Source organism: Bradyrhizobium sp. SK17, from assembly GCF_002831585.1.
GTDB lineage: Bacteria > Pseudomonadota > Alphaproteobacteria > Rhizobiales > Xanthobacteraceae > Bradyrhizobium.
This window is the reverse complement of sequence record NZ_CP025113.1, coordinates 5253585-5269923: the sequence shown is the minus strand read 5'-3', so window position 1 is coordinate 5269923 and position 16339 is coordinate 5253585. Positions and strand designations below refer to the sequence as shown.

Annotated in this window: 14 protein-coding genes; 9 read left to right on the top strand and 5 right to left on the bottom strand. The window is 65.9% G+C overall.

Annotated elements, in window-relative coordinates; all coding sequences use genetic code 11:
- Positions 1–120: 120 nt before the first annotated feature.
- Entirely contained in the window at positions 121–1122 is a 1002-nt protein-coding gene (gene kdgT, locus CWS35_RS24275; protein WP_024584034.1) for a 2-keto-3-deoxygluconate transporter, read from the bottom strand.
- Positions 1123–1370: 248 nt separating this feature from the next.
- Here kdgT and CWS35_RS24270 point away from each other — a divergent pair, with 248 nt between their 5' ends.
- From CWS35_RS24270 to CWS35_RS24260, 3 genes are all read left to right on the top strand, one after another.
- A complete protein-coding gene (locus tag CWS35_RS24270; protein ID WP_024584033.1) occupies positions 1371–2585 on the top strand; it encodes a sensor domain-containing diguanylate cyclase in 1215 nt (404 codons plus the stop codon).
- Between the two features lie 43 nt (positions 2586–2628).
- Entirely contained in the window at positions 2629–2883 is a 255-nt protein-coding gene (locus CWS35_RS24265; RefSeq protein ID WP_100954166.1) for a hypothetical protein, read from the top strand.
- 154 nt (positions 2884–3037) lie between these two features.
- Positions 3038–5011 carry an oleate hydratase gene (locus tag CWS35_RS24260; protein ID WP_100954163.1) on the top strand — a complete coding sequence of 658 codons (1974 nt, stop codon included), beginning with the start codon at positions 3038–3040 and terminating at the stop codon, positions 5009–5011.
- 45 nt (positions 5012–5056) lie between these two features.
- Here CWS35_RS24260 and CWS35_RS24255 read toward each other — a convergent pair whose 3' ends face one another.
- Positions 5057–5890 (bottom strand): adenylate/guanylate cyclase domain-containing protein, encoded by an 834-nt coding sequence (locus CWS35_RS24255; protein ID WP_100954161.1) that lies wholly within the window; start codon positions 5888–5890, stop codon positions 5057–5059.
- A 132-nt stretch (positions 5891–6022) separates the two neighbouring features.
- On the bottom strand, positions 6023–7105 hold the full coding sequence (locus tag CWS35_RS24250) for a carbon-nitrogen hydrolase family protein (RefSeq protein WP_100954159.1): 1083 nt from the start codon (positions 7103–7105) through the stop codon (positions 6023–6025).
- Positions 7106–7363: 258 nt separating this feature from the next.
- Here CWS35_RS24250 and CWS35_RS24245 point away from each other — a divergent pair, with 258 nt between their 5' ends.
- The 3 genes from CWS35_RS24245 to CWS35_RS24235 all read left to right on the top strand — a co-directional run bounded on the left by CWS35_RS24245 (position 7364) and on the right by CWS35_RS24235 (position 10276).
- Positions 7364–8314, top strand: coding sequence for a LysR family transcriptional regulator (locus CWS35_RS24245; protein ID WP_100954157.1), 951 nt, complete (start codon positions 7364–7366; stop codon positions 8312–8314).
- 74 nt (positions 8315–8388) lie between these two features.
- Positions 8389–8679 carry a DUF485 domain-containing protein gene (locus CWS35_RS24240; protein ID WP_024584027.1) on the top strand — a complete coding sequence of 97 codons (291 nt, stop codon included), beginning with the start codon at positions 8389–8391 and terminating at the stop codon, positions 8677–8679.
- Positions 8680–8692: 13 nt separating this feature from the next.
- Positions 8693–10276 carry a cation acetate symporter gene (locus CWS35_RS24235; RefSeq protein ID WP_100954155.1) on the top strand — a complete coding sequence of 528 codons (1584 nt, stop codon included), beginning with the start codon at positions 8693–8695 and terminating at the stop codon, positions 10274–10276.
- Positions 10277–10340: 64 nt separating this feature from the next.
- Here CWS35_RS24235 and glmU read toward each other — a convergent pair whose 3' ends face one another.
- Positions 10341–11699, bottom strand: coding sequence for a bifunctional UDP-N-acetylglucosamine diphosphorylase/glucosamine-1-phosphate N-acetyltransferase GlmU (gene glmU, locus CWS35_RS24230; RefSeq protein ID WP_100954153.1), 1359 nt, complete (start codon positions 11697–11699; stop codon positions 10341–10343).
- Positions 11700–11881: 182 nt separating this feature from the next.
- On the opposite strand from glmU, the gene CWS35_RS24225 reads away from it, so the two are divergent.
- Both CWS35_RS24225 and CWS35_RS24220 read left to right on the top strand, forming a co-directional pair.
- The gene (locus CWS35_RS24225; RefSeq protein WP_100954151.1) at positions 11882–13246 is read left to right on the top strand and encodes a hypothetical protein; all 1365 of its coding nucleotides are present in this window, start codon (positions 11882–11884) and stop codon (positions 13244–13246) included.
- Positions 13247–13342: 96 nt separating this feature from the next.
- Positions 13343–13723 carry a hypothetical protein gene (locus tag CWS35_RS24220; protein ID WP_100954149.1) on the top strand — a complete coding sequence of 127 codons (381 nt, stop codon included), beginning with the start codon at positions 13343–13345 and terminating at the stop codon, positions 13721–13723.
- Here CWS35_RS24220 and CWS35_RS24215 read toward each other — a convergent pair.
- Positions 13683–15311, bottom strand: a complete 1629-nt coding sequence (locus CWS35_RS24215) for a beta-(1-6) glucans synthase (protein WP_100954147.1) — start codon at positions 15309–15311, stop codon at positions 13683–13685. The two genes, CWS35_RS24220 and CWS35_RS24215, sit on opposite strands and share 41 nt — an antisense overlap.
- Before the next feature lie 244 nt (positions 15312–15555).
- Between CWS35_RS24215 and CWS35_RS24210 the strand changes: the two genes are divergently transcribed.
- Complete coding sequence (locus CWS35_RS24210; RefSeq protein WP_024584021.1) at positions 15556–16152, top strand: hypothetical protein; 597 nt, start codon at positions 15556–15558, stop codon at positions 16150–16152.
- The last annotated feature ends 187 nt before the right edge of the window (positions 16153–16339 follow it).

The window sequence follows — 16339 nt, the reverse complement described above, 5'->3', positions numbered from 1 at the left end:
AACGCCCGCCGCCAAAGGCCATCAATGCGGGGCGGGATCGATTCCAGGCGGCGCAGGCAACGAGCCGCCCGAACTGCGCGTCTTCCGCTTCAATTCGCGGGTGCCCCCGCGCTCGTATCGTCAGATCGGCTCGACGCCGGCGCGATAATCCCCGGGCTTGGACTGCTCCGCCGGTACATGGCCCATGCGCTTGGCCCACAATCCGGTCAGGATCGGCACCAGGATAGCCGTCACCAGGCACGACGTCGCCACCAGCGCGGTGGCGGCCGGCGCCACCGGCTTGAAGCTCGGCACCATGTTGGCGATCAGCGTCGGGTTGGCGATCGCAGCACCCGCCGTGCTCGACGCGGCGAGACCCGCCGTGCCATTTCCACCGGCGATGAAGCGGTCGGCCAACATCAGCGGAATCCCGGTGATCACGATCACGACCAATCCGAGCAGGATGCCGCCGACCCCGGTCTGCGCGATCACATTCAGATCGATGCCGTTGCCGAGCGCGAAGCCGAAGAACGGAATCAGCGGGTGCACGCACTGGCCGAAAAACTTGCGCAGATCGCTGTCGAGATTGCCGAGCGCAAAACCGATGATGAACGGCAGCACAGCGCCGACGAACAGGCGCGGCTCGAACACCGCGACACCCGACGCCCCGAGCACCAGCATGCTCACCAGTGGTCCCGATTCGATCGACATCAGGACGAAGGCCCCGGCCTCCTCCTTGCTGCCATATTGCTGCATGATCGCGGCGTAGAGACCGCCGTTGGTCATGTCCATCGCGGTCGTGATGGCGAGCACCGAGAGCCCGGCGAACACGCCGGTTGCTATTCCCGCTTCCGGAATGAAGCGCGCCGCGATCATGGTTGCGACCCATGCGACGATGATCTTGGTGACCAGCAGCGTGCCCGACTTCCGCAGCACCGTGCCGGTCGCGCGCAAGTCGATCGTGGCGCCCATGCAGAAGAACCAGACCGCCAGAATCGGCACCGTGCCGGTGATCAGTCCGTTGGTGAACGAGCCGAGATAGGCGCCCGCACCCGGCGCAAACGTCTTGCAGATCGCGCCGAGAAGTAGCGGAACCAGCATCAGCCCGCCCGGAACCCGCTCCACGAATTTTAGAACTTTCACGCTGCCTCCCAGCACTGATATCGACAGTTCAATTTTCTTGTCGCTGGCAGATAGCCCGCTCCGCCGCGCGACGCCACAACCTGCGAGAGATGATCACGGACTTTTTCCCGCATTTTGCATTGCGCGCAGGGTTCAAAGTCTGATTGCATCGGCCGGTACGCACTCGCTGTCCGCGAATTGCATTGCACGTTGCGTCAACGCGTCATTAACGGCTTTCGGCGAGGGTGCCCGCCGCCGGAGGTACCCCGATGCATACCACGCATGATCGTGAGACGCAGCGCCTCGACGTGCTGGCGGAGCTCGACATCCTCGACACGCCGCGCGAGCTTGCCTTTGACCGCCTGACCGGACTGTGCCGAAAGATCTTTCGCGTGCCGATGTCGACGCTGACGCTGATCGACGGCCATCGGCAATGGTTCAAGGCCTCCGAGGGCATGGAGGACCGCGAGACCGCGCGTGGACCCGCGCTCTGCAACCTCGCGATCGCACAGGATCAGCCGCTCGTCATTCCGGACACGCTGCGCGACCCGCGCCTCGCCGACAACGTCTTCGTGCACGGCAAGCCGCATATCCGCTTCTATGCCGGTGCCCAGCTGAAAATATCCGGCGCGGTGGTCGGCACGCTGTGTGCGATGGACACCCGCCCGCGCGATTTCGATGCCGACGCCATCGGCCTGCTCACCGATCTCGCCGCCATCGCGGTCGACGAATTGATGCTGCGAAACCTGTCGATGCAAGACGGCCTTACCGGCACCTCCTCACGGCGGGCCTTTCGCGGCGAAGGCGAACGGCTGACCGCGCTGGCCTTGCGGCATCTCAGCCCGCTGTCCTGCGCCGTGCTCGATGTCGATCACTTCAAGCAGGTCAATGATCGCCATGGACACGCGATCGGCGACATGGTGCTGGCGGCGGTCGCGAACGCCGCGCACTGCGCGTTGCGCAGCTCCGACGTGATCGGCCGGCTCGGTGGCGAGGAGTTCGGCATTCTGTTGCCGCACACCAGCCTCGACAATGCGATGGCGGTGCTCGAGAAGGTGCGTGCCGCCGTCGCGGCGACGCGGATCGAGACGCCGGCCGGCACAATCGACGTCACCTGTAGCCTCGGTGGCGCGGCGCTCTCGCCCGGCAATTGCTTCGACGACATGCTGCGCAACGCCGATCTTGCGATGTACGGCGCCAAGCAGGCCGGCCGCAACCAGGCGCTGGCCTGGGTCGACCGGGCGCCGTCGATCGCGCCGACCGCGCGGCGCGTGTTCAAGGCCGGCAAGATCAGCTTCAACGCCGGCCATTCATCGATCGACTGCACCGTGCGCGGGCTGGCGCGCGACAGCGCGACGATCGAGGTGATGTCGACCTCCGGCATTCCCGATCAGTTCAAGCTGGCGATCGCCGCCGATGCCGTGTCGCGCGCCTGCCGGATCACCGGGAAGGCCGACAATCGGATCGAGGTCGCCTTCACCTGACCGGCGATGCGGAATAGTCTGTCGCGCTGGTGAGGAACCCTTGATGTCGAACGATCAGCCACCGCCCCTCGCAAAACCGTTCTGGCGCCGCGGCCTTGCCGGCTTGCTCGATTTCATCACCGTGTTCTTCGGTGGTGGCTATGCGATCGGCGCCGCCACCGGCCAGACCACCAAGGACGGCTTCAATTTGACCGGCGCTCCGGCGCTGCTGCTGTTCGCACTGATCATTCTGTATTTCTATCTCGGCTGGAAGGTCGTCGGCGGCACGCTGTGGCAGCGCGTGCTCGGCGCGCGGTAGGCCCAAGCGGTATTCTCCGGCCGACCGCCACTCCCGGGCTTGCGCCGCATCGCTTTCTGGTTGCAGCTTCCGCGAATACCGCCGGAGGGCCATGAAATTGACAGCTCGCACGCCTACGGTCGTCAGCGACTGAACTCCATCCAGCGAGGCCGCCATGACTGATGTCGCCCCTTCCAGCACGCCGAACAGCAACTTCGAGGTCGAGGCGGACGCCACCGCGCGCTACTGGCACAAGGGCAGCCACGATACCCTGCCTCCGCCCGATATGATGGGCGCCTATATGCGCAACCGCCCGGTGCCGACCGAACCGGCCGAGCCGCGCAAGGCCTGGATCATCGGCAGCGGCATCGCCGGCCTCGCCGCGGCCTTCTACATGATCCGCGACGGCGGCATGAAGGGCGAGGACATCACCATCCTCGACACCATGCATATCGAAGGCGGCTCGCTCGACGGCGCCGGCGATCCCGAGAACGGCTACATCGTTCGCGGTGGCCGCGAGATGAACTGGAACTACGACAATCTCTGGGACATGTTCCAGGATATCCAGGCGCTCGAGCTGCCCGAGGGCTACAGCGTTCTCGACGAATACCGGCTGGTGAACGACAACGATCCGAATTTCTCCAAGGCGCGGCTGATGCACAAGCGCGGCCAGATCCGCGACTTCGCGACGCTCGGCCTGTCGAAGCCGCAGCAATGGGAGCTGATCCGCCTGCTGCTGAAGCGCAAGGAGGATCTCGACGACATCACCATCGAGCAGTATTTCAGCCCCGGCTTCCTCGAAACCAATTTCTGGTATCTGTGGCGCTCGATGTTCGCGTTCGAGAACTGGCAGAGCCTGCTCGAAATGAAGCTCTACATGCATCGCTTCCTCGACGCGCTCGACGGGCTCACCGACATGTCGGCGCTGGTGTTTCCGAAGTACAACCAGTTCGACAGTTTCGTCCGTCCGCTCATGACGCATCTGCGCGAGCGCGGCGTCAAGGTGCAGTTCGATACCCGCGCCTACGATCTCGACATGACGATCGAGAGCGAAGCCCGCACGGTGACCGGCATCAAGGCCAAGGTGGGCGGCGCCGACACCACCATCGCGGTCGGTCCGAAGGATCTGGTGTTTGCGCTCACGGGATCGATGACCGAGGGCACCGCCTATGGCGACATGGACCAGGCGCCGGTCCTCGCGCGCGGCAAGCACGATCCCGGTGAGGCCAGTGACTGGACGCTGTGGCAGAACCTCGCCAGGAAGTCGCCGATCTTCGGCAAGCCCGAGAAGTTCTGCGGCGATGTCGACAAGTCGATGTGGGAATCGGTCACCCTCACCTGCAAGCCGTCTCCGTTCGTCGACCGACTGAAGGAACTGTCGGTCAACGATCCCTATTCGGGCAAGACCGTCACCGGCGGCATCATCACTTTCACCGATTCCAACTGGATGATGAGCTTCACCTGCAACCGTCAGCCGCATTTCCCGACCCAGCCAAAGGATGTGCTCGTGGTCTGGGTCTACGCGCTGCTGATGGACAAGCCGGGCAATTACGTCAAGAAGCCGATGCCGGCCTGCACCGGCCGCGAAATCCTGGCCGAGCTGTGCCATCACCTCGGCATCGAGCACAAGCTCGACGAGGTGGCCGCGAACACCAAGGTGCGGCTGGCGCTGATGCCCTACATCACCGCGATGTTCATGCCCCGCGCCGCCGGCGACCGGCCGCATGTCGTGCCTGCCGGCTGCACCAATCTCGGCCTGATGGGCCAGTTCGTGGAGACGTCGAACGACATCATCTTCACGATGGACAGCTCGATCCGCACCGCGCGCGTCGCGGTCTACACGCTGCTCAAATTGCGCAAGCGCGTGCCGGACATCAGCCCGACGCAATATGACATCCGCTCGCTGCTGAAGGCCGCCCGCGCCCTGAACAACAACGAGCCCTTCCCGGGCGAACGGCTGCTGCACCGGCTGCTCGACAAGACCTACTTCGCCCATATCCTGCCGCCGCTGCCCGATCCGGACGCCACACGGCGCGGCTCGGCCGAGCGAGAACTGGCAGGACTGCTCGGCAAGGGCGACCAGGCGCTCGGCGCGATCATCGGCTGGCTGGAGCGGGTTCGCGAGAGCATCGGCACGCGCAAGGGCTGAAGCACGGCCCTCGGGCAACCGCCGCAAAGCGGACCGGGCAAAGCGCTACGCGGAAATCCGCTTCGCATTCTTCCGGATCATGCCTGCGTGTTCGACCCGGTAGAGGCGCCACCGCTCCGGCACGCCCTTGAGCTGGTGGGCGCCGCGGTCGCTGAAGCGGATGCCGGACGCCGGCATCAGGTCCTTGACCGCGCTCGAGACCAGCACTTCGCCGGCCCGCGCCTTCGCTGCAACCCGCGCGCCGATATGGATCGCAAGACCGATGACCTCTTTCCCGGTCATCTTGTATTCGCCGGCGTGCATCCCGATCCGGATCTCCAGCCCCAGCGTACGGACGGCCTCGCGGATCGCAGTCGCACACTGGATCCCGGCCGCCGGCGCGCCGAACGTCGCCAGCAGCCCATCGCCGGTCGTCACCACCTCCTTGCCGCGCAGCGCCTTCAGCTCGCGGCGGACGGCGGCATAATAGTGATTCATCACCTGCGCCCACCGCGCATCGCCGAGCCGCGCGGCCTGCTCGGTGGATCGGACGATATCGACGAACAGGATGGTGGCGAGCGCCTGCTTGAGCTCCGGGCCACGCTCGGCGGTTCGGCGCCGGTTCGCGATATTGCCGACCAGCGGTTCATAGCGATGGCTGCGCCGCCGCGCGACGGCGGCCCTGGCATAGTCCTGGGCGCGCTGCACCGTGCGGCAGCGAACGGTCTTTTCCTGCGGCGGAAACGTCCAGTAGACCTTGCGCCCCGCGCCGGCACCCTGCACCTCGACGGCGCCCCACTTCAGATGGATCGTCGAGCCGGCCCGCCGAATGCACCATGCCTTCGAGGTGTATCCGGAGACGTTCGACTGATGGACTCCGATGCGAAGGAATTTGGCCATGAACGTCCGGGCGATCACAGTGGCGCTTGGGGGACTATGGAGAGCAAGCGTAGTCACACGCTGTCGCATTGGCAACAGGACTGTCTTGCCGACCATCCACAGCGTCGGGCCGTGCCGTCGTCGCAACTCGCTTCAGCTTCGATCGGAATTGAACCTCGTCGCATCGCGCAGCTGCCCGTTCGATCCGGCGTCGGCATCGATCGGCGGAATTGCCTCGTCTTGCACGTCTGCGGTGAGCCGTCTTTCATCGCGGAATCGCGCTGGCGCAAGCCGGCTGCGATCGACCGTCACGTCAAAAATGTCGAAGCGGTTGTAGTAGCCAACCACGTCGTGAAATTGCTTCGGCTCGACGCACCGATTGAGATCGATCTCGGCGTAGGCGATCCCCTCCTGGTCCTGCAATTCATCGCCGAAGACGGCCCCGGTCGGATCGACGAAGAAGCTCGCCGCACGCGGTGTCCGGTCGATCACGTCGGCGATCGCCTTGTCGCGTTCGATCAGGAAGGCGCGCATCGGTTCGTCCATGTAGCCGGCGGTGACGATGCCGAATGCCTTGGCTTCGAAGCAATGGGCGCTGGCCCGGATGCGGTTGGCGGCGACATTGTCGAAATTGCCGCCGCCTGCCGGGCGCCGGGTCGGCCACATCGGTGGCCAGCTCGAGATGTGCACCTGCTCGCCTTGCGCCATGAGCGCGAAGCGGGCCAATGGATTGGTGTTCTCGCCGCAAATCAGCGCGCCAATGCGGCCCTGCCGCGTCTCCGCGACCCGAAGTCCCGCACCATCCCCCGACGACCACACCAGCTTCTCATAGAAGGTCGGCACCAGCTTGCGGTGATGGACCAGAACCTCCCCGGTCTCGCCGATCAACAGGTTCGAGTTCCACAGTCCCCCGACGCTCACGGCTGAACGCTCGCTGATGCCGATCGAGACGGTGACGCCGAGACCGCGCGCCTCGGCGCAAAGCCGCGCCACTTCCGGCCCGTCAGCCAGCACGGATTGCGCGGCCATGCGGACGAACAGATCGTGATTGTCGATCGGAGGCCACAGCGCGGCCCAGACCGGAAAGGCTGGAATATAGGTTTCGGGAAAGGCGATCAGCTCGGCGCCGGCCCTGGCCGCCTCGCGGACGATGGAGATCGCCTTTTCGGTGGTCGCCCGGCTGTCGAGGAAGACAGGCGCGGCATGGACGGCCGCGGCCTTGAAACGAGGGAGCATGTCGAGGAATCCCGGCTAGAGCGTTTTCCCGCGAAGTGGATACCGGTTCGCGCGAAGAAAACGCGTCAAAACAAGATCAAGAGCTCCGTCCCGATCCAATCGGAACGGAAACGCTCTGGGATGAAAGCGCAGCGGTATCATCCCTGCCTTGCCGGCGGGCACGGGAATTATCGCAAGGCCGGTTGCGAAGGATCGGAACTGACGTACGCTGGAACGGGAATTGCTTCGCTGAGCGGCCGAGCAATCTGGAGGCAAGTCATGTTCGATACGATCAACTGGGACGATTTGCGGGTATTTCTGTGCGCCGCTCGCGCCGGCAATCTGAGCCAGACCGCGAAACGGCTCCGGCTCGACCATTCCACCGTCAGCCGGCGCATCGCCCAGATGGAGGCGTCGCTCGGGGTTGCGGTGTTCGAGCGTCACCGCACCGGGCTCAAGCTCAACGAAGTCGGCGAGCGGTTGTTGCGTCATGCCGAGCGGGTCGAGAGCGCGGTCATCGCGATCCGCGAGGAGGCCAGCGCCAGCGACACCCGGGAGCTCGTGGGCAACGTGCGGCTCGCCACCATGGAGGGGATCGCCTCACTCTACCTGGCGCAACGCTTTGCCGATCTGCGCCGCACCGCGCCACAGCTCACCGTCGAACTCGTGACATCGGCCCAGACCGTTTACGTCCACAAGCGCGAGGCCGATCTGTTCGTCTCCTTCTTCCGACCGCCCGGCCCTGGCCTGATCTCGGAGCGCATCGGCAAGTTTCGGCTCGGGCTGTTCGCGAGCCGAAGCTATCTCGACCATCACGGTATGCCAGCGAGCCTTCGCGACCTCGAGGATCATTGGTTCGTGTCCTATATCGAGGACCTGATCCAGGTCGATTCAGTGCGCTGGCTCGCCGACGTCATCGAGGAGCCGAAGGTCGCCTTTCACTCCAACAGCATGATCGCGCAGATGAATGCAGCGGCGGGCGGCCTCGGCATCGTGATGCTGCCGAGCTTTGCCACCAGGGAGCGGCCCGACCTCATCCCCGTGTTGCCGGCCCTCGCCGGCACGGTTCGCGAGGTCTGGCTCAATGTCCACAGCGACCTGCAATTTGCCCCGCGCATCCGCGCCGTCCGCGCATTCCTGAAGCACACCCTGAAGCAGGACCCCGACATGCGGGTCACGCTGGCCGATGCCCTGCCGCAGCCGCGCACGGCAGATTGCAGAAATCCATAGTTCCCTTCCATCGGAGCCCGGCTGAAGCTCATCCGATTGGCGCAACGAAAAGCGCTGAAGGTTTGGGGGTCGATATGAACGTGGTTACGTCCGGCAACGGCGATCCGGCGCGGCGCGGCGTCGCGCTGGCGAAGAAGCGGCTGACATTGGCGCTCGCGCTGAGCTCCGCAATGGTCGTGATCTATTTCGGCTTCATGGGCCTGTTCGCGTTCGACAAGCCGCTGCTCGGCACCATCCTGGCGCCCGGCCTGTCGCTTTGCATCGTGCTCGGCCCGCTGGTCATCATCTCATCCTTCGTGCTCTGCCTGATCTATGTGCTGTGGGCGAACCGGGTGTTCGACGCCGGCATCCGCGATCTTCGCTGAAGGGACAGGGAAGATGGGCAGCAGCACACTCTCGATCGGGTTCTTCTTCGCCTTCATGGCGCTGACCTTGGCGATCACCTATTGGGCCGCACGGCGCACCCGCACCACCGAACACTTCTTCGCCGCCGGCGGCCAGGTCACGGCGTGGCAGAATGGCTGGGCACTCGCGGGGGACTTCCTGAGCGCCGCCGCGCTGCTTGGAATTGCAGGCATCGTCACCTCGAACGGCTTCGACGGCATGATCTATTCGATCGGATGGCTGGTCGGCTGGCCGATCATCCTGTTCCTGATCGTCGAGCCGTTGCGCAACGTCGGCCGCTTCACCTTCGCCGACGTCGTGGCCTACCGCCTGCGCCAGCGCCCGGTGCGCCTCGCCGGCGCCGTCGGCACACTTGCCGTGATCCTGTTCTACCTGATCGCCCAGATGGTCGCGACGGGATCGCTGATCAAGCTGCTGTTCGGCCTGCCCTACACCTGGTCGGTCGTCGTGGTCGGCAGCGTGATGCTGGTCTACGTCCTGTTCGGCGGCATGCTGGCGACGACCTGGGTGCAGGTGGTGAAGGCCGCGCTGCTGATGGGCGGCGGCATCCTGCTCGCCTTCCTCGTCTTGACCCATTTCGACATGAACCCGCTGAAGCTGTTCGCCGCGGCGTCCGAGAAGTACGGCACCAGGGTCCTGCAACCGGGATCGAAGGTGGTCTCGGGCCAATGGGACGCGATCTCGCTCGGGCTCGGCTTGATGTTCGGGACCGCCGCGATGCCGCATGTGCTGATGCGCGCCTATACGGTGAAGGACGCCAAGGCCGCGCGGCTGTCGATCCTCTATGCAACCGGCCTGATCGGGATCTTTCATCTCATGGTCTTCATCATCGGCTTTGGCGCGATGGTGCTGGTCGGCCCCGACGCTGTCGCAAAGGCCGGCGGTGGCGGCAACATGGCCGCTCCGCTGCTCGCGCTCGCCGTCGGCGGCAACGCCTTCTTCGGCTTCATCTGCGCGGTGGCGTTCGCGACGATGCTCGCCGTCGTCGCGGGGTTGACGCTGTCGGGCGTCGCCACGCTCTGCCACGACGTCTGGACCAATGTGATCCGGAACGGCACCGCCTCGGAGGCCGAACAGCTCAAGGTCGCGCGCGTCGCGACCGTCATGATTGCCGTCTTCGCGATCATTCTGGGCATCGCATTCGAGGGCCAGAACGTCGCCTTCATGGCCGGGCTCGCGTTCTCGATCGCCTGCGCCGCGAATTTCCCTTCGCTGGTGCTCGCCATCATCTGGCGCCGCTTCACCACGCCGGCAGCGGTGGCGAGCATCCTGGTCGGTACGCTGAGCTCGCTGGTGCTGATCTATCTGTCGCCGACCATCCAGGTCGACATTCTCGGCAAATCGCTGGCCTCGATCGAGCATCAATGGTGGTTCGTATCGCTGCGCAATCCGGCGATCATCAGCATGCCGCTATCCTTCGCGGTCGCGATCCTGCTGTCGCTGGTCACGCGGGAGAACAACGCCGATCGTGCCTTCGACGAGATGCAGCGGCGCATATTGCTCGGACCGACCGAGCCGAACGCAAGCGAGCCGGGTCAGGCGAAGAATGCGGCCTGAGTAGCGAATCTCCGGCTCCGAAAGCCGTAGAACCTATGCCCCGCCGGAATGCCGACGAAGAAAACTACTTCCCCTTCGCCGCCTTCGCCTTCAGCTTCGCCGCGCGATAGCGCGCGGCGCCGCCTTCGCGGACGGTCTGCGGACTGCGCTCGAGGGCCATCGCGTCGTCGGGCACGTCCTTGGTGATCACCGAGCCCGAGCCGATATAGGCGCCGTTGCCGATCGTGACCGGCGCGACCAGCGACGTATTGGTGCCGACGAAGGCGCCCTCGCCGATCATGGTCTTGTGCTTGAGGAAGCCGTCATAGTTGCAGGTGATGGTGCCGGCGCCGAGGTTGGAATTGGCGCCGACATGGGCGTCACCGACATAGGAGAGGTGGTTGACCTTGACGCCGGCCTCGAGAACGGCGGCCTTGGTCTCGACGAAATTGCCGATCCGGGCGCCGTCGCCGAGCGAGGTGCCGGGCCGCAGCCGGGCATAGGGACCGACCGACACCTTCTTGCCGACCTTCGCCTCGACGAGGTGGGAGAAGGAATGGATCACCGCGCCATCGTCGATCGATACGCCCGGACCGATCACCACGAACGGCTCGATCGTGACGTCCTTGCCGAATTTGGTATCAGCGGCGAGATGGACCGTATCCGGCGCGATCAGGGTCACGCCGGCCTCGAGCGCGGCCTTGCGCAGCCGCGCCTGCATCACGGCCTCGGCCTCGGCGAGCTGCGCCTTGGTGTTGATGCCGCGCACTTCGTCTTCGCTGGTTTCGATCACGACGGCCTCCAATCCCATGTCCCTGACGATGCCGACGGCGTCGGTCAGGTAGTATTCGCCCTTGGCGTTGGCGTTGCCGATCTTCTCGATGATCGCGAGCGCCGTCTTGCCGGCGAACGCCATCACGCCGGCATTGCACAGCGTGATCTTGCGCTCCCCGGGGCTGGCATCGGCCTGCTCGCGGATCGCGACCAGTTTGCCGTTCGCGACCACCAGCCGGCCGTAGCCGGTCGGATCGGCGGCGTGGAAGCCGAGCACCGCGAGCGCCGCACCGTCGCGCAGCGGCGCACGCATCCGCGCAAAGGTCTCGGCCGAGATCAGCGGCGTGTCGCCGAACGCGACCAAGAGGTCGTCGGCACCGACCGCGATCGCCTCGCGCGCCGCCAGCACCGCATGCGCGGTGCCGAGCCGATCGCGCTGCACGAAGGCGCGGGCGTCGGGCCGCACCCGGCGCGCCTCGGCGGCGACCGCCTCATGGTCGGGGCCGATCACGACCGCGAGTTGCGATCCCTCGCCGCTGGCGGCGGCGTTGAGCACATGCGCCAGCAGCGCCTGCCCGGCCACCGGGTGCAGCACCTTCGGCAACGACGAGCGCATCCGCGTTCCCTCGCCGGCCGCAAGCACCACTGTCAGGCTGGTTCGCGCAGTCATTCCGGCTCCTCGATGTCTCGCGCAGCTGGCTGCGCCGGCTCTGTTCGAGGCCGTCTTTAATTGTTTTCCCCGGCAGAAGAAACCGATTCGCCTCCGTGGCGTCCCGGATTCAAGTTCCCGGTCGATTTCCTGTTAATCTTTGCCTTGTGATTCGGCGGGCCTTGAGGAGGGCCGAGGGGGCTTTGGCCAAAGATCGCGACAATCTGGCGGCGCATTTCGACACCGAGAGCACCACCGGCTTCTTGGCCGAGGAGGAAGCTTTCGATCGCCGCTTGCTGTGGCGGGTCGGGTCATGGGGCTTTGCCGCGATTGGCGCCGTGGCGGTCGCTGTGATGGCCAACCAGTCGGCGCTGACGCTGCGGCGCGACCAGGTCGCAGCAGCCGACGTCGCGCGCCAGGCCCAGCAATTGCAGACGCTGGCCAAGGAGAGCCACAACGAGACACGGCGGCTCGCCGCCGCGATCGATACGCTGAACGGCGACCGCGACCGGCTCTATTCGCGCGTCACCACGCTCGAGCAGGGCATGGACTCCGTGACCGGCGCGATCGCAAAGCAGCCCGCATCTGTGCCGGCAGCGGCGACACACACGCCGCCGCCCGCCTCCGCGAATGCGGCGCCGACGGCTGCCGCGCCCGCCATTGCCGCTGCCACAGCGACGACGCCTACGGCACCGGACAGGCCGGCGATGGCGGACAAGGCTCCAGGATCCGCCGAAGGCAAGCCGCCGCCTCCGCCCGAAAAGCCAACCGCCGCGGTCGAGAAACCGCCGGCAGTCGTGGCCGACAAGAAACCACCACCCGCCCCGCCGAGACCGCAGGCCGTGTCGGAGAGGCCGCCAGCCGCCGAGACTGTGCCACCGGCTGCTGCCTCGGCTGCGCCAGCGGCCAGTCCGATGACGGCTGCCGCTGCGGCGAGCGCCGCGGATGCAAAAGCCGCCACGCCGGCCGCCGACAAGCCACGGGTGGCGGCGCTCGATCCGCCGGCGAGCAAGGCAACCGACACCGTCAGGCCGCCGACCGCCAAGGACGTGACCACTGCGCCGATCGTGCCGCTGGTGGTCACGCCCGATCCGGACGCCGACACGGACGACGAAGCCGGCGCGCCGAAGGCCCAGGTGCAACGCACCGAGTTCGGCGTCGATCTCGGCACCGCGAACTCGGTCAATGGGCTGCGGGCGCTGTGGCGCGGTCTGTTGAAGTCCAGGGCCAACGCGGCGCTGGCGGCGCTGCGGCCGATCATCGTGATCAAGGAAAGCGGCAACGGGCTTGGCATGCAGCTGCGGCTGGTGGCCGGACCACTGAACGACGCCGGGACCGCCGCCAGGATTTGCGCCAGCCTCAGCCTGGTGCAGCGGACCTGCGAGACCGCGATCTATGACGGCCAGCAGCTCGCCCTGAAGGCGGACGAGCCGGCCGCGGGCAAGCCGGCGCATCCGCACCGGCGCCTGGTGCCGAAGCGCGCCGCCGCGCCGCCGCCACCGGTGGTCGAGGAGAAAAAGCCGGAGCCATCGACGATCTCCTCGATGTTCCGACGAAACAGCCAATAATCACGTGGAGCGAAGGCATTGGGGCCCAATTCTCAACCGATTTCGCTGCTTTGACCGAGCCTTGTCCCAGACCCCGTTCCCGACCATAGTGCCGCGATGACAAAACCTCCGTTCCGCCTCTCCCCGTACCAGGTCCAGTTCCTGATGGTCGTCGGCTTCGTCACCGTCGGCTATGCGCTGTATGTGCGCTATCTGGCGATCGAATTCTCGCCGGTCGCGCTGGCCTGCGATGCCGGCGCGCAGACCATGATCTGCAAGGCGCGCGCGCTGTCGACCGTGCTGTTCAAGAATTCCGTGTTCGGGATCACGGCGCTGGTGATCGCGCTGTTGAACCTGATGCGGCCATCGATCGTGTTGCTCACCGGCGGCCTGATCGCCGCCGGGCTCGGGATCGTGCTCTACAACGTGATCCTGTCGGGGCTCGCGATCGGACTGTTCATCCTGGGCTTTGCGCGGCCCGCGCCCGCCACAGCGTAGCCGCCAGCAACAGGTACATCACGCAGGTCCAGTCCGACTGCCAGTTGATGGTGCCCTCGTTGTAGATCGTATAGAGCGCCGCGATCGCGAACAGGCCGGCGAACACGGCTTCGGCGAGCGGCCGGCTGCCCTCCTTCGGGCGGTTGAGCATGGTCAGCAGCGCGAACGGCACCACCGCCATGGTCAGCGAGGCATAGGGGAAATCGCGGTAGCGCGGATCGAACACGAAGCCGAGCGCGCTCTCGGCCGCGAGCACGGTGGTGACCGCCAGCACGATCGCCAGCAGCGCGCCGGCCGCGCCCTTGCCGCGATAATCGCGCGGCCCGAGCAGTTCGAGGAAAGTCGGCAGCGAGCGCCCGGCGATCAGCGCATGCGCCGTCAGCAGGGGCGCTGCGATGCCGGCCGCAAGCAGCACGCCCCAATGCAGCCAGCCGGCGGCGCCGTAGCTCTCGTAATACATCTTGTCGCCGGCGATGCCGAGCAGCGCTCCTGCCGTCGTCGCCGAAATGCCGACCGCGACCCAGGCCGATGGCCGCGGCGTCCAGGGCCGGCGGCGCAGCGTCAGCCAGGCCACCAGGAAGGTGGCGACCGACAGCGCCATGCCCCCCGCCATCTGTAGCTTCCAGTCGGGGTAATTGCTGATCGCGACCCCTGCCGGATACTTCACCTGCCGCTTGATCGAATCGAACAGGCCCCAATAGCCGCCGACGGTGCCTTCGAGCTTGCGCTTCCAGGGCTGGTCATAGGCCTCGATCAAATTGACGCGGAATCCTTCGCGCCGGGCGAGATCGAGGATCTCGGAGACCACCCGGGCCTGGTTGGTGCGCGACGGCAACGCGCCCTCCCGCATCCGCCCCTCGCTCGGCCAGCCGGTCTCGCCGATCAGGATCTCCTTGCCCGGGAACGTCACCGCCATCCGCTTGCGGATGTCGTCGACATGCGCGGCGGCGTATTTGGCCTTGATCGGGATGTCCTCCCAATACGGCAGGATATGAATGGTGACGAAATCGACCGCGTCATAGATCTCGCGGTTCTTCACCCAATATTCCCAGACGTCGGCGTAGGTGACGGGGACATTGCCCGCCGCGGCCTTCACCGCGCGGATGTTGCCGGCCAGATCGGCGGCGGTCATCTCGCCGCGCAGCAGCACCTCATTGCCGACGATCAGCGAGGTGACGACGCCGGGATATTCCTTGGCGAGCCGCACCGCGATCGCGATCTGCTGTAGATTCTTGAAGCGGTTGCTGCCGAGCCAGATGCCCTGCATCACCTTCAGGCCGACCTTGGCCGCAACGCCCGGCACCAGGTCGAGGCCGTTCTCGATCGAATAGGTGCGCACGCAATCGGTGACCTTGGCGAGGTCGGTGAGATCCTGCTCGATCTGCTCGACCGGAATCTGCGTGCTCGGATCGAGCGGTGTCTGAGCGCCGCGGAACGGCGTGTAGGACACGCATTGCAGCTTGGCGCTGGGATCGATCGGCGCGCGCGCGAGTGTAATCGGCGTGGCGAGCCACCACCACACGGCTGCGATCACGGAGAGCGAGATCAGGAGAAGCGCCAGCGGCGTACGAAGCGAAATCGGTTCCATCCTCCGGGGGACCGTCGAATTAGCCGGTCACGGCCCGTCTGCCAAGTGTCGGATTAGGTCAATACCATGGTTGTCCTGCGACAGTTTTGCGCTGCGTCGATAAAGTTGTGAGTTTGCTGGACAAAATTCCAAATTCCAGTCATCTGACTCCGCCAGAGTCTCCGCCGCACTGGAGACCCAATTGGACGGCATCACGCGAGCCGTTAGGATGATCCCGCGGGGGCAGGAACATATCGGGGAATGCATGCGTCGACGGCTGCTTGAGTTGAAGAACACGGCTTTGCGCCACCTTGTCGTAACTGGCGTTGCCCTCCTGATCGGGGCCGGCAGTGCTTTCGCCCAGAGCGGCACGCCGAATCCGCCGGACCAGGCCAAACAGCAGCCCGGTCAGGCCGACGCCAACGCCAATGCCGCGCGCGAGGCCAACCAGCGCAAGGTCGAGGAGTTCGTCGAGGCGCAGCAGGCCATCAACGGCCCGGCCGGCAATCCGGAATGCGTCTGGCTCGGCCGTCGCGTGGTCCGCCTGATGTGGAACGACGATCTCGACACCGCCTTCCGCCATCTCGACCTCTATGACCGGTTCGGCTGCCCCGGCGGCCACGTCCAGGCCGCGTTCCGCTGCCTGACCCGGTTCGGCGCCCAGATCGACGACAAGGTGCGCGGCAGCCTCGACGGCCGCATCCATGCCTGCTGGATCAATCCGGGTGCGCAGCCGCAGCCCGCGGCCGCCGCGGCGCCCAGCCCGGCGCCGTCGACCGCCGGCAATGCCGCACCCGCGCCGGCAGCCTCGCCCTCGCCTGCGCCGACCCCGTCGGCGTCACCGGCGCCGGCATCGAAATAAGCCCGTCACACGACCGGGGCCGGCCGCGATTTTTTCGCGGCTGGAACGGCTTGCGCCCTTAAAACGCCATCGCCGCATACCAGTTGTTAAATCGTCTGGCGGAGATATCCTTGCATCCGCCGCCATGTTGGTCGAACCCAGGGGACGGGTTCGCTTAGTCCTCAATCTCAGGCCCCGTATGGTTTAA